Source organism: Streptomyces sp. NPDC049879 (genome assembly GCF_044461265.1).
GTDB lineage: Bacteria > Actinomycetota > Actinomycetes > Streptomycetales > Streptomycetaceae > Streptomyces.
In genome coordinates this window covers 525328-545181 of sequence record NZ_JBITKT010000002.1, presented here as the reverse complement: position 1 = coordinate 545181, position 19854 = coordinate 525328, and the positions used below count along the sequence as shown (strand labels likewise).

Genomic DNA, 19854 nt, shown 5'->3' with positions numbered 1-19854 from the left:
GGGGCAACAGCCGGAGCCCGTGCGGAGCACCGGTGGCACCACCGTCCGCCGGACCGGCTCCCGCCGACACCGCGGCAACGACCAGCCGGTGCGGCCACGGCCACATCGGCCGAAGGCCGCACGGCGGGTGGTGGCGTCTTCCGCGAAGGCCGTGCGGAGCAGCGGGTCGCACCACCGTCCGCCGGACCGGCTCCGCCGGCAGGCCGGGGCGGCGACCGGTCGGGGTCCGGTGGTGTGGTGTCGGATCGCCGTCGTGGCGGGCGCGTCCTGAAGATGCCGTGCGCGGCGTCCCGGCGGGACCGGCCGCGGGCGCCTTGGCATTAGGCTCCCGGACGGTACCCGTACGCCGTCCGCACGCAGGAGACCCGTCCGCCATGGCCAAGAAGCGCCGTCCCCAGAATCAGCCGAAGCCCGTCACGGGCGAGGTGCCCGTCGTCGGCGCGCGCGAGCCGTGTCCGTGCGGCTCGGGCCGCCGCTACAAGGCGTGCCACGGGCGCGCCGCCGCCCAGGCCGCGACCGAGCTGGTGCGGCGTCCCTTCGAGGGCCTGCCGGGCGAGTGCGACTGGGTCGCGCTGCGCGAGCTGGTGCCCGCGGCGACCGTGCCGCTGACGCTGCGGGACGGGCTGCCCGAGGGCGTGCCCTCGGTGACGCTCGCGACGGTCCTGCCGATGGCGTGGCCCGCGCTGCGCCGCGACAACGGGGCGGTGCTCCTGGGCGTGCAGAACGACACGGCGACCGGCGACCTGAGCCGCGACCTCGCCGACGTCCTCACCCGCGCGCTGGCCACCGAGCCGGGCAACCCCGTTCCCTCCGCGCGCACCGCGCCCGACGGCCCGCGCCTCCAGGATCTGCTGGACCTCTCCGCGCCCTTCGAGCCCGAGGTGCACGAGGGCTTCGAGTTCTGGCTGGACGACGCGGCGCAGGCGACGCCCGAGGTGACCGCCTCCCTCGAACGCGCCAACGAGGCCGCGATGCCCACCGCGCGGCTGTCCGGCGTGACGGCCGCCTACTGGTGCCGCACGCCGGAGAAGAACCACCTCAGGTGGGTCATGCCGCAGGCCGAGGACGACCTGCTCGACGGCCTCGCGCGGCTGCACGCGGCGGGTGCCTCGTCGCTCGGCGAGGGGACGCGCCTGGTGGGCTCGTTCCGCGCGCACGGGCTGACCGTGCCGGTGTGGGACCTGCCGGGCGCGATGGGCGCGGAGGAGTGCGAGAAGCCCGCCACCGCGTTCGGCGAGCGCCTGGCCGAGGCGCTCGCGTCGTCGGCGCCGCTCACGGCGGACGAGCGCCGGGCGCGCAGCGGGCTCACGAACCGTCAGATCACCCTGAGCTGAGGGCGGGCCGACGCCGCCGGGCGGGGAGTGATTCCAGTCACAACGCCCCGCCACAGCGGCGACTTCGGCCATTGTGCGGCCACGCGGGATTTGCGAATCCCCGATCAGTTGTTACCTTCTGAGGTGGGCCCGGTCGCTGGTGCATCCCCCGTCGCCAGCGATCGGGTCCGTCCATGTCACGCCGTCCTCCCCGGGCGGCGTTTTTCCGTTTCTCCCCCCGGGGCGCGCGCGGGTCAGTACGCGAGCCGGCTGCCCTGGTCGGGCGCGGTCAGCCCCGCCGCCACCAGGACGTCCAGCAGCCCGGCGGCGCGGGGCAGCGTGACGCCGCCGCCGTCGTCGGACCGGGGTTCGCGCACCCACCAGACGTTGCCCGCGCCCGTACGGGACGGGGGCAGGGGCACGTAACCGCCCTCGCCGTGGAAGCGCAGGCTGCTGGGCACGTGCTCCTGCTCGACGAGCAGTTCGCCCAGCTCGGGCAGGTCGTAGGGCTCGACCAGGAACATCCAGCGCGTGGGCGTCGCCAGTACCGGGCCCGTGGTCACACCGAGGCGGTCGCAGGCGTCGAGCGCGCGCGCCCCGGCGAGCGCCGGGAGGCTCATGGCGCAGGGTGCGCGCCCCCCGGTGGCCAGCACGATCGGCGCGGCCGGGCGTTCGGTCCACCACCAGGCGACCATGGCGGGGTCCGCCGTGGCCGCGAGCAGCGGGGGGTCGGCGGGGTGGGCACCGGGGACCACGCAGTCGGGCCGCTCGCACGCGCAGCCGCTGTCCTCAAGGACCGCGGCCCCGGGGAGGACGGGCCAGTGCCGGTGTCGCGCGTACCGCAGGGCGGCGCGGCGCAGGGCGGGGTCGCCGTCCCGGCCGTCCTTTCCGTTTCCGTTTCCGTTCGTGCGTCGCTCTCCGAGGATCTCGCGCATCAGCGCTCGTTCCCTTCCTTCGCGGGTTCGGATACACCACGTGGAACTCAGATCACCGTGTGCAGCGGGTCGCGCAGTGAGGAGCAGCGGAGGGAGGGGGGACCTGACCGCCTCACCCTGTAGGACGCCGGAACTCGCGCATCCGTTCCGATATGTACACGGTCCGTCCGATCCGCTCCTCGGCCGTGGCCGCCCAGTGGATCGTGCCCTCCGGGGACAGCAGGCCGTTTTCCGCCAAAGTCCGCGCGGCCCGGCCTGTCGGCCCCGGAACGGAGCCGTTCCCTGGGCATCATCCATCACGGCAGGACAATACCGACATCCGTGGGCCTGCGTGCCTTGACGAAAGCCCTCCCACATGAGCGCATCCCCCTCGCCCCCTTCGCTCCCCTCGTCAAAAGTGGCCGGAATCAAACCTTCCCTTTCCTCCGTGCCGCAGAATCCCGTCTCGCAGACCCCGGTGCCGCCGTCCGCGCGGCCCGCCGACGGCGCCGCCCGCCCCGGCGGCGTCCAGGACCGGCTCGCGTCCTGGATCTCCGACCTCACGACCCTGCACAGCCTCACGGAACGGCTCGCCCGTACGCGTACCCTCGCCGACGCGTTGCATGAGACCCTGCGCGCCGGGGCCGGGCTCGTGGGGGCGCGCCGCGGCCTGGTGAGCCTGCGGCCGGTGGACGGCCTCGGCCCCGAACGGCTCGCGGGACTCGGCCTCGGCCGCGCCGACCTCGGGCACATCGAGACCGTGCCGCGCGGCTTCCACACCGTCCTGGGCGGCGACGGCGAGACCGCCGAGGTCGTGCACCGCGACATCGCCCGCGAGGACCGGCTGCACCCGCGGCACCGCGAGGTCGCCGCGCGCCTCGGCTTCGCGGCGAGCTACGCCGTGCCGCTCACCGCGGAGACCCCGGGACCGCTCGGCGCGGCGGTATGGCTGTACGACAAGCCGGGGCAGCCGGACCGGCGGCAGCGGCACCTGCTCGCCCTCTACCTGCGCCAGGCCGGGCAGCACATCGCGAACCGGCTCGAACTCGCCCGCGCCCGCTCCGCGTTCACCGCCGTCCACGAGGGCCTGCTGCCGCCGCGCCTGCCCCGCGTCCCCGGCGTGACGCTGGCCGTGCGGCACAGCACCGGGCCGCGCGGCGGCGGGGACTTCTACGACGCGCTCGCCCTGCCCGACCACGCGCTCGGCCTCGCCGTCGGCGGCACGACCGGCACAGGACCCGCCGCGCTCGCCGCGATGGGACGGCTGCGCGCCGGGCTGCGCGCGTATGCCGTGATGGAGGGCGAGGACCCGGTCGCCGTGCTGTCCGACCTGGAGCTGCTGCTGCGCCTGACCGAGCCCGGCCGTCCCGCGACCGCGCTCTTCGGGTACGCCGAGCCGGCCGCGCGCCGCCTCGTCGTCGCCTCGGCCGGGCATCCGCCGCCGCTGGTGGTCGGGCCCTCGCGTGCCGAGTTCGCGGAGACGGCGCTGTCCGCGCCGCTCAACATGCTGGCCTGCTGGGAGGCGCCGAGCGTCAAGCTGGACATCGCGGAGGGAGAAACGGTCCTGCTCTACAGCGACGGGCTGCTGCACCGCACGGGCGAGCCGCTCGACCGCGCGTTCGGACGCCTGCGCGACGCCGCGCTCGCCGCCGGGCCAGGCGTCCGCGCCGACCCCGAACTGCTCGTGGACCACCTGCTGCGCACCGTGCGCCCCGACCGCCCCGGCCCCGACGCGCCGCACGCCGGAGCCGCCGACGACACCGTCCTCCTCGCCGCGCGCTTCGGCGGCTGACCCCCCACCGCGCCGCCCACCGGCCTGTCGCGCGCCGCGCCCCGCCGCATACGATGGACGGGCCGGTCAGCGACCGGTCCACCGGCAGGCGAGGAGGCGTGGCATGGCCGAGGAGCAGACCACCCCGGATGTGAACGGCGGCGAGCAGCCGGCCGGGGAGCCCGACGAGCGCGAGGACCGGAAGAACAAGGTCACCCCGGGGATCTCCGACGAGCTGGCCGAGAACATGAAGCGCGGCTGGGCCGACACCGAACGCCGCGACCTCGCCCCCGTCCCCCAGGCCGCGCACACGGCGCGCCGCCGCGCCGCGCTGTCCGCGCGGTTCCCCGGCGAGCGCCTGGTGGTCCCCGCCGGGCGGCTCAAGACGCGTTCCAACGACACGGACTACCCCTTCCGCGCCGCCGTCGAGTACGCCTATCTGACGGGCGACCAGACCGAGGACGGCGTGCTGATCCTGGAGCCGCGCGACTCCGGCGGCCACGAGGCGACGCTCTACCTGCTGCCGCGTTCCGACCGGGAGAACGGCGAGTTCTGGCTCAGCGGGCAGGGCGAGCTGTGGGTCGGCCGCCGCACCAGCCTGACCGAGGCGGGGCTGCTCTACGGCCTGCCGGTCGCGGACGTGCGCACCGTGCCCGACCTGCTGCGGGCGGCGAAGGGCCCGGTCCGCGTGGTGCGTTCGTACGACACCGAGGTCGAGGCGGCGCTCGCGGACAAGGTGACGGGCGAGCGTGACGAGGAGCTGCGCGTCTTCCTGTCGGAGATGCGGCTCGTCAAGGACGACTTCGAGATCGCGCAGCTGGCGCACGCCTGCGAGGCCACCGCGCGCGGCTTCGAGGACGTGGTGCGCGTGCTCGACAAGGCGCGCGAGACGTCCGAGCGGTACATCGAGGGAACGTTCTTCCTGCGCGCCCGCGTGGAGGGCAACGACGTGGGCTACGGCTCGATCTGCGCCTCGGGCCCGCACGCCACCACGCTGCACTGGGTGCGCAACGACGGGCCCGTCAGGCCGGGCGACCTGCTGCTGCTCGACATGGGTGTGGAGACGACCGAGCTGTACACGGCGGACGTCACGCGCACCCTCCCGGTCGACGGGCGCTTCACGCCGCTCCAGCGGAAGGTCTACGACGCGGTGTTCGAGGCGCAGGAGGCGGGCATCGCGGCCGTGAAGCCGGGCGCCAAGTACCGCGACTTCCACGCGGCGGCGCAGCGGGTGCTGGCGGAGAAGCTGGTCGAGTGGGGGCTGCTCGAAGGGCCGGTGGAGCGCGTGCTCGACCTCGGGCTCCAGCGCCGCTGGACGCTGCACGGCACGGGCCACATGCTCGGCATGGACGTGCACGACTGCGCGGCGGCCCGCCGGGAGACGTACGTCGAGGGCACGCTGGAGCCCGGCATGTGCCTGACGGTGGAGCCGGGTCTCTACTTCCAGCCGGACGACCTGACGGTGCCCGAGGAGTACCGGGGCATCGGCATCCGCATCGAGGACGACCTGCTGGTCACCGAGGACGGGAACCGCAACCTCTCCGCCGCCCTGCCGCGCGGCGCGGACGACGTGGAGGCGTGGATGGCCCGCCTCCTGCCCTGACGCTCAGGGGCCGACGGCGCGCGGCACGCGCGCCGTCGTGACGCGTACGGGGGCGAGCGCCGCCTCGACGGAGGCGACCATGCGGGCGCCGCTGCCGCGCCCGTACGCGAGCACGTCCACGTGGGCGAGGCGGTGTTCCGGCCAGGTGTGGACGCTGATGTGGGACGCGGACAGCAGGAGGATCGCCGTCACCGCGCCGTTGGGGAAGACGTGCGTCGCCTCGCCGAGGACGGTGGCGCCGCCCGCGGCGGCCGCGGTGCGCAGGATGTGCAGGAGCAGCGGCTCGTCGGTGAGGACGGCGGGGTCGGCGACCCAGAGGTCGACGGCGTAGGTGGACATCTCGCCGCCGCCGGGACCCGTGCCGGTGAAGGTGCCGGACGGCGCGTCAACGGGTGGCGGGGCTGCGGCTGTTGTCCCGGCCGCCGGCACGTGCGGGGTCACGGCGGCGAGCCTACCATCCGGACATATCAGTCGATCGGCGTATGTACGGATGGTAGGGCGGCGGCGGACCGTCAGCCGGTGACCTCGACGGACTCGATGACGATGTCCTCGACCGGCCGTTCGCCGTCGACCTCCGTGCTGACGATGGCGTCCACCACCTCGCGGCTCGCCTCGTCGGTGACCTCGCCGAAGATGCTGTAGCCGCCGTTCAGCCACTCGGTCGCCGCGACGGTGATGAAGAACTGCGAACCGTTCGTGTCAGGACCGGCGTTGGCCATCGCCAGGACGTACGGCTCGTCGAAGGTCAGGTCGGGGCTGGTCTCGTTCGCGAACTCGTACCCGGGACCGCCCATGCCGGTGCCCTCCGGGTCGCCGCCCTGGATCATGAAGTCGGCGATGACGCGGTGGAAGATCGTGCCGTCGTAGAGCGGCTCGCCGTTCTCCTGCCCCTCGTAGGGCAGCGAGCCGTCCGCGAGGCCGGCGAAGTTGGTGACCGCGAGCGGCGCCTGCTCGGGGAAGAGCGTCACCTCGATGTCGCCCTCGCTGGTGTGGATCGTGGCGGCGGTCGCGTCCGAGGGGTCCACGCTCGCGGGGCCGCCGAACTCCGACTCCGCCGGGGGCTCCTCGGTGGGCGCCTGGTCGCTCGGCGCCTGGTCGGTGGGCTGCTCCTCGGGGGCGCTCGTCGCGCTGTTCGCGCCGTCTCCCCCCTCGCCGTCGGAGCCGTCGTCGGAACCGCAGGCGGTCACCAGGCCGAGGCAGAGCAGCGCGGTCGGCAGTGCGGTCGCAAGCCGCCGGGGGGAGCGGATCATGAGGACGCCTTCCGAAAAGTATGAGAAAAGAGAAGCTCCGACCCCACATCATGCACCACAGTGTTCCCGTGCGCCTCCCCCCGGTGACCACCGGAACCGCGTCAGCGGCGGATCCGGGACTCCGGCAGGCGCGCGAGGACGGCGTCCACCGTCTCCTCCGGCGTCCGCGCCGACGTGTCGAGCCACAGGCCGAGGCGCGGCGTCCCCTCACGCAGGGCGCTGTCCATGGCGGCCACCGTCCACGCCCCGTACCCCGTCTTCGCCCGCCCCGCCTCGCGCGCCGCCACGGCCCCCGGGCCGGGGGCGAGCACGACGACGTGGAGCGGCCGGTCGCGCACGAGGCCGGTCCAGTACGCCAGGTCGTCCCCGAGCACGATGTCCTGGACCACCGCCGTGAACCCGGCCGCCGCGTACTCCTCCGCCACCCGGGCGGCGATCCGGTGGCGCAGCCGCAGCTGCGCGGCGGCCTCGGGGGACGCGTCGCCCGGCAGCGGCTCGGCGCGGCCGGAGACGATCATGCGGCGGAACGCGTCCCCCCGCACGTGGGCCGCGCGCGGCAGCCGGGCGGCGAGGGCCTCGGCCACGGTGGACTTCCCCGCCGCCATGACCCCGGTGATCAGGATCACCGAGCCGGGCGGCGGGCCGTACGGAACGCTGTCGTCGGGCATCCGGCCACCCTCGCGGACGGCCCCGGGCGCGCGCCACCGGGTATCCGGGCGGCGGCACGCGCGGAACGGCGGACGGGAGAGAGCCGCGCGGCGCGTTGGTAGCCTGGGGCGCAGCCCGGAGGGACCACCTCCGGCGGCGCTCCGCGAGGTTTCTCCCGCATGGAATCCCTGGCCCTCGGCCCGAGCTGGCTCGACCCGGAACACCTCATCCAGTCCTTCGGCCTGATCGGCATCCTGCTCGTCGTCTTCGCCGAGTCCGGGCTGCTGATCGGCTTCTTCCTGCCGGGCGACTCGCTGCTCTTCACATCGGGCATGCTCGTCTCCACCGGCCAGTACCTGCACCACCCGCTGTGGCTGGTGTGCGCGCTGGTGGTGGTCGCGGCGGTGCTCGGCGACCAGGTGGGCTACCTCTTCGGGCGCAAGGTGGGGCCCTCGCTCTTCCGGCGGCCGGACTCGCGGCTGTTCAAGCAGGAGAACGTCGAGAAGGCGAACGTCTTCTTCGCGAAGCACGGGCCGAAGTCGCTGGTGCTCGCCCGCTTCGTGCCGATCGTGCGGACGTTCACGCCGATCATCGCGGGCGTGAGCCGCATGGACTACCGCTCGTTCGTCGTCTTCAACGTGATCGGCGGCGTGCTGTGGGGCGCGGGCGTGACGCTGCTGGGCGCCGGGCTCGGGCAGGTCGGGCTGGTGCGGGAGAACATCGAGCTGATGCTCGTCGCGATCGTGCTGCTGTCGGTGGTGCCGATCGCGGTCGAGTACCTGCGCGCCCGGCGGTCCGCGCCGGCGGGCGCGGCCGGGGCGGCGGAGCCGCCGGTGCGCGGGCGGCACGCGAAGCGCTGAGCGTGCCGGTGCCCGGGGCGGGTCAGCCCTGGGCGGCGGTGCCCGTCTCGGTCACCGGGCGGGCGGTGGACATGTCGCCCGGCGCGGCCTGGATGGTGCGCGGGGCCGCGGGCTGCTGGGCCGGTGCTTCGGCCGGCGCGTTCTCCGTGCGGTTCTCCGTGCGCATGGCCGCCGTCTCGCTCTTGAGGATGCGCGCCGACTTGCCGAGCGACCGCGCGATGTCCGGGAGCCGCTTCGCCCCGAAGACCAGCAGCACGACGATCGCCAGGAGCACCAGCTCCCTGAGTCCTATCTGGCCCATGACTCCACCTCCGCACGGTTCGGAAGGGGCGCGTCCGCGCGCCCCGCATCCCTCGCCACGGTAACGCGGCGCGCGCGAAGTGAACAGGAATACGCCGGACATCCGTGCCGCGACAAGGGGATCAGGGCGTCAGGGATCTTAGGTACGGCAGGGGCCGGAAGAGGCAGGCGCGCGTTCAGGAGACGCGCAGCAGCGCGCCCTCGCGCCACTTGAGGACCTTGTCGAACGTGATGACCGCGCCGCCGCTCCCCGGCTGGTTGCCGAAGCGCACGCGGTCGGACAGCGCCTCGATCAGCCCGAGGCCGCGCCCGCCGAGCGCCGGTTCGCGGGCGGGTCCCGCCACCGGCGGCAGCCAGCCGCCCGCGGGGAAGCCGGGGCCGCTGTCGGTGACCTCGATGCGGCAGACGTCCCCGTTGATCGACGCGGTGACGCGGTAGACGCCGGAGTGGCCGCCCGCGTGCCGCACCGCGTTGGAGCAGGCCTCGGAGAGGGCGACCGACAGTTCGTGGGAGATCTCGGCGTCCACCCCCGCCGCCTCCATCGCGCCGAGCAGCAGGCGCCGCGCGAGCGGGACGCTGGCCGCTTCCCGCCGCAGTTGGAGAGACCACCAGATGCTCATGCTCCAGCCTCCTTCCGGTCGCGCCCCGTCAGTACGTATTGCCTACCGGCGCACGCCGTAAGCGCGCGGTCGGCGCAACACCCCCGTTCGGCGGACGTATCGGGGGATAACGGCATCTTTCGTGGCAAAGCGGGGGGAGCCGTCCGCGGCCGGGCGGCTCCCCACCGGCGCTTCCCGACCGCCCCGATGAGATGATGGCCGCGCCATGCGTGCCGGAGCCGATCTGCGAATGCTGCGAGCCGCGGTCCTCGCCGCGGCGTGCGCCACGCTGGCCGCCGCCGGGCACCTGTCCGCGGGCGGGACCGGCGTCAGCCCCTGGGCGCTGGCCGCGGGATGGGCCGCCGCGTTCGCCGTCGCCCTGGCGCCCGCCGGGCGCGAACGGCGCTCGCTCCCGGCCTTCGCCGCGTTCCTCGGCATCGGGCAGCTCGCCCTGCACTGCCTCTACAGCCTCGGCACCGCGATGCCCCCCGCCGCGCACCACGGCGGCGGCGGGCCGGTCGCGCAGGCGCGCCTGCTGCTGTGCAACGACCACGCGCTCACGCTGACCGACGCGTCGGCGACCCGCATCGTCCGGGCGGCGGGTCTGGACCCCGTTCCCCCGGCGCCCGCCGCTGAGGCGCACGGGCTGCTGCCGTCCGGCGGCATGCTGCTCGCCCACCTCGCCGCCGCCCTCATCGCCGGGTGGCTGCTGTGCAGGGGCGAGGCGGCGCTGTGGCGGCTCGTACGCCTCGCCGCCCGTGGGCCCCTGCCGCTACGGCGCGCGCTGCTGCTCGCCGTTTCCCTGTACGCCGGGCTGCTGCCGGACGCGCCGGACGCCGTACGTCCCGCGCGCACCGCGCACCACCCGACGCCCGTCACCCAGGGCACGCCGCTGCCCGACACCGTCACGCGCCGCGGGCCTCCCCTCTTCGCCCTCGCGGCCTGACGCGCTCCGCTCCCCCGGCTCCACTCCCCCGGAACCCGGACGGGACAGGTGCGCCATGACCGCGCGCCCGGAAACGCCGCGCGTTTCCTCGTCCCGTCCCACCGGTTCCGAATCAACGGAGTCCCTTCATGCAGCGCACACGTCTGGCCGCCCTGACCCTCGTCGCGGCCACGGCCACCGTCCTCGCGGTCACCGCGCCGACCGCGTCGCCGCACGTCAGCATCGACCCCGCCGAGGCCTCGCAGGGCGGCTACAGCACCATCAAGGTCAAGGTCCCCAACGAGCGGGACGACGCCTCGACCATCCGGCTCGAACTGCACCTCGACCCCGAGCACCCGCTCGCGTCCGTCATGCCGCAGCCCGTGCCCGGCTGGGAGGTGACGGTGGAGACCGCCGAGCTGGACGAGCCGATCGAGGTGCACGGCAGCCCCGTCACCGAGGCGCCGAGCGTCGTGACCTGGACCGGCGGGGAGATCCAGCCGGGGCAGTTCCAGGAGTTCCCGCTGTCGGTCGGGCCGCTGCCCGAGGACGCGGACCAGCTCGTCTTCGACGCGATCCAGACGTACGACAACGACGAGATCGTCCGCTGGATCGAGGAGCCCGCGGCGGACGGTTCCGAGCCGGAGAGCCCGTCGCCTGTCCTGGCGCTCGTCCCCGGTGACGGCGACGGGCACGGCGCCGCCCCGGCCGAGGCCGGGGCGGAGGAGGACGGCGCGAACGCGGAGCACGCGTCAGGCGACGACACGCAGGGCACGGCCGCCGCCGCGTCCGACGACGACTCGGCGGACACCATGGCCCGTGTGCTCGGCGTCGCGGGCATCGCCGTCGGCCTGGCGGGCGTCGCCTTCGGCGTCCTGGCCGGACGCCGCCGCACCGGCGCCTGACACCACCGGCCGCGCGGGACGGGCCGGCGCCCGTCCCGCGCGTTCCTCCTCCCCCTTTCACGGCAGCATTCAGAGAAACCGTTCCTCATGCACCTGCGCAGACTCACCACCGCGGCCGTCGCCGCCGCCACCCTGCTCGCCCTCGCCTCCTGCGGGAGCGGCGACGACGGCGCGGACGGCGGCGACGACACGGCCGCCGCCGAGGTGTCCGGCGGACAGCGGCCCGACGAGGGCACCGTCCTCGACACCCCGTTCGAGAAGCCCGACCTCGTCCTCACCGACACCGACGGCGAGCCGTACGACCTGCGGGCCGAGACGGCCGGGCACGCCACCCTGCTCTACTTCGGCTACACCAACTGCCCCGACATCTGCCCGCTGACGATGAGCAACATCGCCGTCGCCACCGCCGGGCTCACCGAGGCGCAGCGCGCCGACCTGCGGGTCGTCTTCGTCACCACCGACCCCGAGCGCGACACCCCCGAGTCGCTCGGCGCCTGGCTCGACGCCCAGGACCCCGACTTCACCGGCCTGACCGGCGACTTCGACGCCATCCAGGAGGCCGCCGAGTCGGTGGGCATCTACATCGAGCCGTCCGTCGAGAACGACGACGGCAGTGTCGAGTCCACCCACGGCACCCAGGTCGTCGGCTTCCTGCCCACGGACGACCGGGGACACGTCCTGTACTCGGAGGGCGTGACGTCGGAGACCTTCACGCGCGACCTGCCGAAGCTGCTCGAAGGGGAACTGCCGTGACACGCGGCGGCCCCGCCGCGGCGGCGCTCGCCCTGGCGCTCCTCCTCGCCGGCTGCGGCGGGGAGGACGGGGGCGCGGACGGGGACGGCGCGCCGCCCGAGCTGACGGTCTCCGGCGCGTACATCCCCCGGCCGCCGACCGCCGACGTGGCGGGGGCGTTCCTCACCGTCGAGAACGCGGGCGGCACCGACGACGCCCTCACCTCCGTCACGAGCGAAGCGGCCGGGTCGGTCGAGATCCACGAGACGGAGGGCACCACCATGCGCCAGGTGTCCTCGCTCACGGTCCCGGCGGGCGGCAGCCTGTCACTGGACCGCGGCGGCAGCCACCTGATGCTGATGGACCTGCCCGCCCGCCCCGCCGAGGGCGACACCGTGCCGATCGAACTCCACTTCAGGACCTCCGCGCCGATCACCCTCGACGTGCCGGTCGAAGCCGCGAACCACACCGGGGAGTGAGAGCACCGCCATGACCGCGCCACGCCGTTTCCTCCAGCTGCTCACGGTCGTCGCCGCCGCGCTCGCGGCGCTGCTGTCCGCCGCCCCGTCCGCGGGCGCGCACGCCGTCCTCACCGGCACCGACCCGGAGGACGGCGCGGTGGTCGCCGGGGCGCCCGCCTCCGTGGGCCTGACGTTCTCGGAGAGCGTGTCCGTCCCCGACGACGGCATCCGCGTCCTCGCGCCGGACGGCGCACGCGCGGACACCGGGGAGGCGGCCGGTGGCGCGGGCAGCGGCACCGAGCACGCGGTCGGGCTGCGCGACGGCCTCGGGGACGGGACGTACACCGTCACCTGGCATGTCGTGTCAGCCGACAGCCACCCGATCGCGGGCGCGTTCACCTTCTCCATCGGGGCGCCGTCCGAGAGCAGCGTCGATGTCGCGGCGGTCTCGGCGACGGGGGACGACGGTGTGGTCGGGCTGCTGTACGACGTGGGGCGGTACGTCTCGTACGCGGGCTTCGTGCTGCTCGTCGGCTCCTGCGTGTTCGCGCTGGCGTGCTGGCCCGCCGCGTCGGGGCTGCGCGCGCTCCAGCGGGTGACGCTCACGGGGTGGACCGCACTGACGGCCGGGACTGTGGCGCTCCTGCTGCTGCGCACGCCCTACACCGGCACGGGTGACCTGGCGGACGTGCTCGACCTGGGCGGGCTGCGCGACGTGGTGGAGACCCGTACGGGCACCGCGCTCGTCACGCGGCTGCTGCTGGTGGCCGCCGCCGGTGCGTTCATCGCCCTGCTCTACGGACGCTACGCCCGGCTCCACGCGGCCGACGCCATACCCGCGGAACCCGGGAGCGACGACCCCGACGAGGCGGCCTACCTCGCCGAGGCCCACGCGCAACGGCTGCGCGACCTCACGTTCGGCCTGGGCCTGGGCGGCGCCATCCTGGCCATCGGCATCGCCGCCACCTGGGCGATGTCCGAGCACGCCTCCACCGGGCGGCAGACAGGGCTCGCCATCCCCGCCGACATCGCGCACCTGCTCGCCGTGGGCGCCTGGCTCGGCGGGCTGGCCGCCCTGCTGGCGCTGCTGGCGCGGGCGCCCGTCGCCGTGCCGCGCGCGGCGGTGGGGCGCTTCTCGTCGGTCGCGCTGGGCAGCGTGGCCGTGCTGGCGGTGACGGGCCTGTACCAGTCGTGGCGGCAGGTCGGGCTGTCGTGGAGCGCGCTGACGGGGACGGCGTACGGGCAGCTGCTGCTCGTGAAGGTGGCGCTGGTCGCCGTGCTGCTGGCGGTCGCGGGCTTCTCGCGGCGCTGGACGGCGCGGCTGGCGGACCGTACGCCCGAGGCGGCGGTCCCCGAGCCGGTGGGCGCCGGCGCACAGGACGCCCCTGATACCGAACGTGCCAGGCAGCTCGCCCGGCAGCGCGCCGCCATCGACCGGGCCGCCCGCCGCAAGGCGCGCGACGCCGACACGGAACGGGCCGGGCTGCGCCGTTCCGTCCTCGTCGAGACGGGCATCGCCGCCGTGCTGCTCGCCGTCACGACCGCGCTGACCGCCGCCACGCCCGCGCACACGGCCGACGAGACCGGGACCAGCGTGGCGGACGGCTCGGGCGACGGGCAGGCCGCGCCGGAACCGGCCGGACCCGTCTCGGTGTCCATGCCGTACGACACGGGCGGCGAAGGCGGCGCGGGCACCGCCGAGCTGGAGCTGTCCCCCGCCACGACCGGCGGCAACACCCTGCACATCCTGCTCGCCGACCCGTCAGGCGCCCCCACCGACGCCGAGGAGATCCGCGTGGCCCTCACCCTCCCCGCCGAGGAGATCGGCCCGCTGCGCTACGACGCGCTGCACGTGGCCGCCGGGCACTGGACCGTCCCCGACGTGCAGCTCCCGCGCCCCGGCGAATGGGAACTGGCCGTCACCCTCCGCACCTCGGACATCGACCAGGTCACGGAGACGGCCACCGTCCCCATCGGCTGACCCGACCCGCACCACCCCACCCCTTCCCAGCGAAGAACCACAGCAACGCGAGAACAGACATGCCAGACATCTCCCGCCGCCGCCTCCTCACCACCTCCGGCGCCGCGGGCGCCGCCGGTGTCGCCCTCGGTGCCACCGGCGGCGCCCTCGGCCACGCCGCCACCACCGGCGAGCCGGGACCGGCGCTGACCACGGTCGGCGCGGCGGCCGTACCGTTCCACGGCGCGCGCCAGCCCGGCATCACCACGCCGACGCAGGCGCACGGCCACCTCACCGCCTTCGACCTCGTGCCGGGCGCGGGGCGGCGCGAGGCCGCCGCGCTGCTGCGCCGCTGGTCCGAGCTGGCCGCCGGGCTGATGGCGGGCGAGGCGTCCGTGTCCGGCACCGACGTCACGCGCGACGCGGGCCCCGCCTCGCTGACCGTGACGTTCGGCTTCGGCCACGGCTTCTTCGACGCGACAGGACTCACCGGCGCCCGCCCCGCCGCGCTCGCCCCGCTGCCCGCCTTCTCCGCGGACGCGCTTGACCCGGCCCGTTCGGACGGCCACCTGTGGGCGCGGATCGGCGCGGACGACGCGCTGGTCGCGTACCACGCCCTGCGCACGCTCCAGCGCGCCGCCGCGGGCACGGCGGCGGTCCGCTGGACCATGGGCGGCTTCAACCGCGGCCCCGGCGCCACCGCGCGGCCGATGACGACGCGCAACCTCATGGGCCAGGTGGACGGCACCAACAACCCCGACCCGGCGGACGACGACTTCGACGCCCGGATCTTCGTCCCCGCCGACGGCGACCCGGCGTGGATGGCGGGCGGCTCGTACGCCGTCGTGCGCCGCATCCGGATGCTGCTCGACCCGTGGGAGGACCTGCCGCGCGAGGAGCGGGAGCGCGTCATAGGGCGGCGGCTGGCGGACGGCGCGCCGCTGACGGGCGGGAGCGAGACGACGCCGGTCGACCTGGACGCCACCGGCGACGACGGGCGGCCCGTCATCGCGCCGAACGCGCACGTACGCGTCACCTCGCCGGACACGAACGGCGGCGCGGCGATGCTGCGGCGCCCGTTCTCGTACCACGACGGCTTCCGCGAGGACGGGAGTCCGGACGCCGGGCTGCTCTTCGTCTGCTGGCAGGCGGACCCGCTGCGGGGCTTCGTGCCGGTGCAGCGCAAGCTCGACCGGGGGGACGCGCTGTCGGAGTTCGTGCGGCACGAGGCGAGCGCGCTGTTCGCCGTGCCCGGGGGCGCTGCACAGGGCGAGTACGTGGGTCAACGGCTGCTCGAAAGCTGAGACGGCGGGCACGGTGCGCGCGGGCGCGGCTACGGTTGCGCCATGACAGCTGCGAGCCGCTACGCGTATCTGGGCCCCGAGGGGACGTTCACGGAGGCGGCGCTGCGCACGCTGCCCGAGGCCGCGACCCGTGAGCTGGTGCCGATGATCTCGGTGCCGGCCGCGCTGGACGCCGTGCGGTCGGGCGAGGCGGCGGCGGCGCTCGTGCCGATCGAGAACTCGGTGGAGGGCGGCGTCACGGCGACGGTGGACGAGCTGGCGTCGGGCGGGCAGCTGATGATCTACCGCGAGGTGCTGCTGCCGATCGCGTTCGCGCTGCTGGTGCGGCCGGGGACGGTGATCGAGGAGATCAAGACGGTCACCGGGCACCCGGTGGCGCAGCCGCAGGTGCGGGACTGGCTGGCGCGTTTCCTGCCGGAGGCGCAGTGGGAGTCGGCGGCGTCGAACGCGGACGGGGCGCGGCTGGTGCAGGAGGCGCGGTACGACGCGGCGTTCGCCGGTGAGTTCGCGGCGCCGATCTACGGGCTGGAGCCGCTGGTCACCGACATCCACGACGCGCACAACGCGACGACGCGCTTCGTCCTCGTCGGCCGCCCGTCGCGTCCGGCGGCGCCCACGGGGGCGGACAAGACGTCGGTGGTGCTGTGGCTGCGCGCCGACCATCCGGGCGCGCTGCTTGAGGTGCTCCAGGAGTACGCGGCGTCGGGGGTGAACCTGATGCGCATCGAGTCGCGGCCGACCGGCAAGGGCATCGGGCAGTACAGCTTCTCGGTGGACTGCGAGGGGCATGTCTCGGACCGGCGGGTCGGGGAGGTGCTGATGGGGCTCAAGCGGCTGTGCGCGGACATCAGGTACCTCGGGTCGTATCCGAGGGCGGACCATGTCGAGCCGACGATCAGGACGGGCACGACGGACCAGGATTTCCTGCGGTCGGCGGACTGGCTGACGCGGTGCCTGGACGGGCGGCACGGCGGGGCGTGAGGGCGTCGGGGCAGGTCGGGGGGCGGCCTGGGGACGGGCCTGTGGATGAACGGCCGAGTTATCCACAGGCGCGGCCCGGTGGCTGTGTACAAGTCGATACGGCCACCCAGACATTCACGACATAGCGGCCGGTCGGCCCCGAAGGCGCCCACAGGGGGCCGAAACCACTTTCGTCACCATGACGCGTACCCCTAACTCTGCGGAGTGAGGCAATTCGCGCGGGATTCCCCCGGAAGAGAGCATGAACGGGGTTTGAATCGGGAATTCTTCAACGCCCCCGCCACCCCCGGAGAAACTCCCCGGCTGTCCACAGGCAGCCGCCCCAGCCTGTGGATAACTCCGTGGACAACCGCTCTGACCTGTGGATTTCCCTGAGCGCCTTTCCCGGCAAAACGGGCAAATAGCTCTTCGGAAGCGTCGTGGCGACGGACTCGTTTTTCCTCCGGGGAAGCCGTTTCCCCCGCCCTCGGCCACCCCGGTAGCCTGGTGCCGTGATTGACCTTCGTCTGCTCCGTGAGGACCCCGACCGAGTGCGCGCCTCGCAGCGCGCCCGTGGAGAGGACGTCGCCGCCGTCGACGCCCTGCTCTCCGCCGACGAGCGGCGCCGGTCCTCCACCTCCCGCTTCGACGAACTGCGGGCGGAGCAGAAGCAGCTCGGCAAGCGCATCCCGCGCGCCGAGGGCGAGGAGAAGGCCGAGCTGCTCAAGCGCGCGGGCGAGCTGGCCGCCGCCGTCAAGGCCGCCGACGCCGAACGGGACGAGGCCGCCGCCGACACGCAGCGCCACCTCCTGGCGCTCGGCAACCTCGTGCACCCCGACGTCCCGGTCGGCGGCGAGGAGGACTTCGCCGTCCTGGAGACGCACGGCACCGTCCGCGACTTCGACGCCGAGGGCTTCGCCCCGCGCGACCACCTGGAGCTGGGCACCGCCCTCGGCGCCATCGACACCGAACGCGGCGCCAAGGTCTCGGGATCGCGCTTCTACTACCTCACCGGCGTCGGCGCCCTGCTGGAGCTGGCCTTGGTCAACGCGGCGATCGCCCGCGCCACGGAGGCCGGCTTCGTCCCCATGCTGACGCCCGCGCTGGTCAAGCCGCGCGCCATGGAGGGCACCGGCTTCCTCGGCCAGGCGGCGCAGGACGTCTACCACCTGGAGAAGGACGACTTCTACCTCGTCGGCACCTCCGAGGTCCCGCTCGCCGCGTACCACATGGACGAGATCATCCCCGCCGAGCAGCTCCCGCTGCGCTACGCGGGCTTCTCCCCCTGCTTCCGCCGCGAGGCCGGGTCGTACGGCAAGGACACCCGGGGCATCTTCCGCGTGCACCAGTTCGACAAGGTCGAGATGTTCTCGTACGTCGCGCCCGAGGAGGCGGAGGCCGAGCACCGGCGGCTGCTGGAGTGGGAGAAGGAGTGGCTGACCGCGCTCGAACTGCCCTTCCGCGTGATCGACGTCGCGAGCGGCGACCTGGGCGCGTCGGCGTCCCGCAAGTTCGACTGCGAGGCGTGGATCCCGACGCAGGGCAAGTACCGCGAGCTGACGTCCGCGTCGAACTGCCTGGAGTTCCAGGCGCGCCGCCTCCAGGTCAGGATGCGCACCAAGGACAAGGGCGTCCGGCCGCTCGCCACGCTGAACGGGACGCTGTGCGCCGTGCCGCGCACGATCGTCGCGCTGCTGGAGAACCACCAGCGGCAGGACGGCTCGGTGCACGTGCCCGAGGCGCTGCGTCCGTACCTCGGCGGGCGTGACGTCCTCACGCCGACCGCCGGCGCCGGCACCGCCCGTTGAGCCCCGGGAGCAGTCTCCCGCAGCGCTTCCCGTACCGGCTGGTCGCCACCGACCTGGACGGCACGCTGCTGCGCGGCGACGGGACGATCTCGCAGCGCACCCGTGACGCGCTCGCCGCCGCGCAGGCGGCGGGCGCCGAGCACCTCGTGGCGACCGGCCGCAGCGTCGCGTGGACGCGGGACATCCTGCGGGCGCTCGGGTACCGGGGCATCGCCGTGTGCGGGCAGGGCGCGCAGCTCTACCACGCGGGCGAGGACCGGCTGCTGACGTCCGTCACGCTCGACCGGGCCGTGGCGCGGCGCGCGGTGGAGCTGCTGGAGGACGCGCTCGGGCCGCTCGGGGTCGCCGCGGCGGCGGACGGGGTGGACGGCGAGATCAGGATGGACGGGCGCTTCCAGCCGGTGGAGGCGCAGAACCTCACCGACGAGGTGGGCGGGCCGCGCGAGGGGGTGCCTGACCGGGAGGGGCTGTTCGCCGATCCGGTCATCAAGCTGTACCTCCAGCACGGGGTGCTGGGGGACGACGCGCTGGCCGTCGCGGCGCGCGAACGTCTGGGCGGGGTCGTGGACTTCGTCGTGTCGGGCCCCAGCCTTGTGGAGATGCTGCCGCTGGGTCTGTCGAAGGCGACGGGCCTGTCGCTCGCCGCGCGGCGGCTCGGCGTACGGGCGGCGGACACCATCGCGTTCGGCGACATGCCCAACGACCTGTCGATGCTCGGCTGGGCGGCGCACGGTGTGGCGATGGGCAACGCGCACCCCGAAGTCCTCGCGGTGGCCGACGAGGTGACGGGGAGCAATGACGAGGACGGCATCGCGGCCGTCATCGAGGCGCTGCTGGAGCCGTCCGTCTGACGGGAGTTGTCCACAGGCTGTGTGATCCGCCTGTGGATAACCTGAGTTGGCGTTGCCGACGCGCCGTCAGCCGGTCCCGGCGAGGTACGCGGGCGGCACGGCGTCGGCGAGCCACACGCCGTTGTCGCTGAGCCGGAAGACGTGCCCGTCCCGGTGCATCGCGCCGCTGTCCACCGTCAGGACGACCGGCCTGCCGCGCCGCGCGCCGACCCGGGTCGCCGTCGCCCGGTCGGGGGACAGGTGGACGTGGTGCCTGGCCATCGGCCGCAGGCCCTCGGCGCGGATCGCGGGCAGGAAGCGGGCCGTGGTGCCGTGGAAGAGGTACGCGGGCGGGTCGGCGGGCGGCAGCCCCAGGTCGACGGCGACGGTGTGGCCCTGGCTGGCGCGGATGCGCTGGGCGGCGCCGGTGCCGTCGAGGGCGTAGCGGCGCTTGTCGTCCGTCGCGACGACCTCGGCCAGTTCGGCGGGGGTGACGGGGAAGCCGTGGCGGCGGGCCGCGTCGAGGAGGGCGGGGACGGACGTCCAGCCCTGGGGGCCGAGCGTGATACCGATGCGGCCGGGGTCGTGTCTGAGGTGGCGGGAGAGGTACTTCGAGACGCGTATGCGCCGTTTCTCGTCCATGGCACCAGAGTGCCGTGCGGAAGAGCCGGGAGACACCCGATTCCCTGGTGTACAACACGCGCCTCCCAC

The 19854-nt window shown here is 74.5% G+C and carries 20 protein-coding genes; 13 read left to right on the top strand and 7 right to left on the bottom strand.

What is annotated here, in order from left to right; genetic code table 11:
* Positions 1-374 precede the first annotated feature (374 nt).
* Positions 375-1334, top strand: coding sequence for a DUF5926 family protein (locus ACIBPC_RS09490; protein ID WP_398842405.1), 960 nt, complete (start codon positions 375-377; stop codon positions 1332-1334).
* Positions 1335-1567: 233 nt separating this feature from the next.
* Here the strand turns inward: ACIBPC_RS09490 and ACIBPC_RS09485 are convergent, their stop codons facing one another.
* Positions 1568-2248 (bottom strand): bifunctional DNA primase/polymerase, encoded by a 681-nt coding sequence (locus ACIBPC_RS09485; protein WP_398842403.1) that lies wholly within the window; start codon positions 2246-2248, stop codon positions 1568-1570.
* 355 nt (positions 2249-2603) lie between these two features.
* Here ACIBPC_RS09485 and ACIBPC_RS09480 point away from each other — a divergent pair, with 355 nt between their 5' ends.
* Together ACIBPC_RS09480 and ACIBPC_RS09475 are read left to right on the top strand one after the other, a co-directional pair.
* Positions 2604-4019 carry a PP2C family protein-serine/threonine phosphatase gene (locus ACIBPC_RS09480; protein WP_398842401.1) on the top strand — a complete coding sequence of 472 codons (1416 nt, stop codon included), beginning with the start codon at positions 2604-2606 and terminating at the stop codon, positions 4017-4019.
* Between the two features lie 103 nt (positions 4020-4122).
* Entirely contained in the window at positions 4123-5601 is a 1479-nt protein-coding gene (locus ACIBPC_RS09475; protein WP_362964001.1) for an aminopeptidase P family protein, read from the top strand.
* 3 nt (positions 5602-5604) lie between these two features.
* Here the strand turns inward: ACIBPC_RS09475 and speD are convergent, their stop codons facing one another.
* The 3 genes from speD to ACIBPC_RS09460 all read right to left on the bottom strand — a co-directional run bounded on the left by speD (position 5605) and on the right by ACIBPC_RS09460 (position 7519).
* Positions 5605-6042 (bottom strand): S-adenosylmethionine decarboxylase, encoded by a 438-nt coding sequence (speD, locus tag ACIBPC_RS09470; RefSeq protein WP_362964003.1) that lies wholly within the window; start codon positions 6040-6042, stop codon positions 5605-5607.
* Between the two features lie 71 nt (positions 6043-6113).
* Positions 6114-6626: a peptidylprolyl isomerase gene (locus ACIBPC_RS09465; RefSeq protein ID WP_398843026.1), complete on the bottom strand. Its 513-nt coding sequence runs from the start codon at positions 6624-6626 to the stop codon at positions 6114-6116.
* A gap of 326 nt (positions 6627-6952) precedes the next feature.
* Positions 6953-7519: an AAA family ATPase gene (locus ACIBPC_RS09460; RefSeq protein ID WP_398842399.1), complete on the bottom strand. Its 567-nt coding sequence runs from the start codon at positions 7517-7519 to the stop codon at positions 6953-6955.
* A 159-nt stretch (positions 7520-7678) separates the two neighbouring features.
* On the opposite strand from ACIBPC_RS09460, the gene ACIBPC_RS09455 reads away from it, so the two are divergent.
* Entirely contained in the window at positions 7679-8359 is a 681-nt protein-coding gene (locus ACIBPC_RS09455) for a VTT domain-containing protein (protein WP_362964007.1), read from the top strand.
* Positions 8360-8381: 22 nt separating this feature from the next.
* On the opposite strand, the gene tatA is transcribed toward ACIBPC_RS09455, so the two are convergent.
* On the bottom strand, positions 8382-8660 hold the full coding sequence (gene tatA, locus ACIBPC_RS09450; protein WP_362964009.1) for a Sec-independent protein translocase subunit TatA: 279 nt from the start codon (positions 8658-8660) through the stop codon (positions 8382-8384).
* 175 nt (positions 8661-8835) lie between these two features.
* Positions 8836-9279, bottom strand: coding sequence for an ATP-binding protein (locus tag ACIBPC_RS09445; protein WP_362964010.1), 444 nt, complete (start codon positions 9277-9279; stop codon positions 8836-8838).
* Between the two features lie 229 nt (positions 9280-9508).
* Between ACIBPC_RS09445 and ACIBPC_RS09440 the strand changes: the two genes are divergently transcribed.
* The 9 genes from ACIBPC_RS09440 to ACIBPC_RS09400 all read left to right on the top strand — a co-directional run bounded on the left by ACIBPC_RS09440 (position 9509) and on the right by ACIBPC_RS09400 (position 19164).
* Positions 9509-10204, top strand: a complete 696-nt coding sequence (locus tag ACIBPC_RS09440; RefSeq protein WP_398842398.1) for a hypothetical protein — start codon at positions 9509-9511, stop codon at positions 10202-10204.
* A gap of 128 nt (positions 10205-10332) precedes the next feature.
* Positions 10333-11088, top strand: a complete 756-nt coding sequence (locus ACIBPC_RS09435; RefSeq protein WP_398842396.1) for a YcnI family protein — start codon at positions 10333-10335, stop codon at positions 11086-11088.
* An 87-nt stretch (positions 11089-11175) separates the two neighbouring features.
* Positions 11176-11841 carry an SCO family protein gene (locus ACIBPC_RS09430; RefSeq protein ID WP_398842394.1) on the top strand — a complete coding sequence of 222 codons (666 nt, stop codon included), beginning with the start codon at positions 11176-11178 and terminating at the stop codon, positions 11839-11841.
* The gene (locus ACIBPC_RS09425; protein WP_398842393.1) at positions 11838-12299 is read left to right on the top strand and encodes a copper chaperone PCu(A)C; all 462 of its coding nucleotides are present in this window, start codon (positions 11838-11840) and stop codon (positions 12297-12299) included. The genes ACIBPC_RS09430 and ACIBPC_RS09425 overlap by 4 nt, the downstream gene beginning before the upstream one ends.
* A gap of 10 nt (positions 12300-12309) precedes the next feature.
* Entirely contained in the window at positions 12310-14262 is a 1953-nt protein-coding gene (locus ACIBPC_RS09420) for a copper resistance protein CopC (RefSeq protein WP_398842391.1), read from the top strand.
* A 59-nt stretch (positions 14263-14321) separates the two neighbouring features.
* Positions 14322-15545, top strand: a complete 1224-nt coding sequence (gene efeB / locus ACIBPC_RS09415) for an iron uptake transporter deferrochelatase/peroxidase subunit (protein WP_398842390.1) — start codon at positions 14322-14324, stop codon at positions 15543-15545.
* A 42-nt stretch (positions 15546-15587) separates the two neighbouring features.
* The gene (gene pheA / locus ACIBPC_RS09410; protein WP_362964023.1) at positions 15588-16526 is read left to right on the top strand and encodes a prephenate dehydratase; all 939 of its coding nucleotides are present in this window, start codon (positions 15588-15590) and stop codon (positions 16524-16526) included.
* Positions 16527-17017: 491 nt separating this feature from the next.
* Positions 17018-18313 carry a serine--tRNA ligase gene (gene serS, locus ACIBPC_RS09405; protein ID WP_398842388.1) on the top strand — a complete coding sequence of 432 codons (1296 nt, stop codon included), beginning with the start codon at positions 17018-17020 and terminating at the stop codon, positions 18311-18313.
* Positions 18310-19164, top strand: a complete 855-nt coding sequence (locus ACIBPC_RS09400; protein ID WP_398842386.1) for an HAD family hydrolase — start codon at positions 18310-18312, stop codon at positions 19162-19164. The genes serS and ACIBPC_RS09400 overlap by 4 nt, the downstream gene beginning before the upstream one ends.
* 66 nt (positions 19165-19230) lie before the next feature.
* Here the strand turns inward: ACIBPC_RS09400 and ACIBPC_RS09395 are convergent, their stop codons facing one another.
* The gene (locus tag ACIBPC_RS09395; RefSeq protein WP_362964029.1) at positions 19231-19785 is read right to left on the bottom strand and encodes an RNA 2'-phosphotransferase; all 555 of its coding nucleotides are present in this window, start codon (positions 19783-19785) and stop codon (positions 19231-19233) included.
* Positions 19786-19854: the final 69 nt, after the last annotated feature.

Coding starts and splice junctions, on each gene's coding strand:
- ACIBPC_RS09490 (WP_398842405.1), top strand. CDS start 375: ATGGCCAAGAAGCGCCGTCCCCAGAATCAGCCGAAGCCCGTCACGGGC.
- ACIBPC_RS09485 (WP_398842403.1), bottom strand. CDS start 2,248: ATGCGCGAGATCCTCGGAGAGCGACGCACGAACGGAAACGGAAACGGA.
- ACIBPC_RS09480 (WP_398842401.1), top strand. CDS start 2,604: ATGAGCGCATCCCCCTCGCCCCCTTCGCTCCCCTCGTCAAAAGTGGCC.
- ACIBPC_RS09475 (WP_362964001.1), top strand. CDS start 4,123: ATGGCCGAGGAGCAGACCACCCCGGATGTGAACGGCGGCGAGCAGCCG.
- ACIBPC_RS09460 (WP_398842399.1), bottom strand. CDS start 7,519: ATGCCCGACGACAGCGTTCCGTACGGCCCGCCGCCCGGCTCGGTGATC.
- ACIBPC_RS09455 (WP_362964007.1), top strand. CDS start 7,679: ATGGAATCCCTGGCCCTCGGCCCGAGCTGGCTCGACCCGGAACACCTC.
- tatA (WP_362964009.1), bottom strand. CDS start 8,660: ATGGGCCAGATAGGACTCAGGGAGCTGGTGCTCCTGGCGATCGTCGTG.
- ACIBPC_RS09445 (WP_362964010.1), bottom strand. CDS start 9,279: ATGAGCATCTGGTGGTCTCTCCAACTGCGGCGGGAAGCGGCCAGCGTC.
- ACIBPC_RS09440 (WP_398842398.1), top strand. CDS start 9,509: ATGCTGCGAGCCGCGGTCCTCGCCGCGGCGTGCGCCACGCTGGCCGCC.
- ACIBPC_RS09435 (WP_398842396.1), top strand. CDS start 10,333: ATGCAGCGCACACGTCTGGCCGCCCTGACCCTCGTCGCGGCCACGGCC.
- ACIBPC_RS09430 (WP_398842394.1), top strand. CDS start 11,176: ATGCACCTGCGCAGACTCACCACCGCGGCCGTCGCCGCCGCCACCCTG.
- ACIBPC_RS09420 (WP_398842391.1), top strand. CDS start 12,310: ATGACCGCGCCACGCCGTTTCCTCCAGCTGCTCACGGTCGTCGCCGCC.
- efeB (WP_398842390.1), top strand. CDS start 14,322: ATGCCAGACATCTCCCGCCGCCGCCTCCTCACCACCTCCGGCGCCGCG.
- pheA (WP_362964023.1), top strand. CDS start 15,588: ATGACAGCTGCGAGCCGCTACGCGTATCTGGGCCCCGAGGGGACGTTC.
- ACIBPC_RS09395 (WP_362964029.1), bottom strand. CDS start 19,785: ATGGACGAGAAACGGCGCATACGCGTCTCGAAGTACCTCTCCCGCCAC.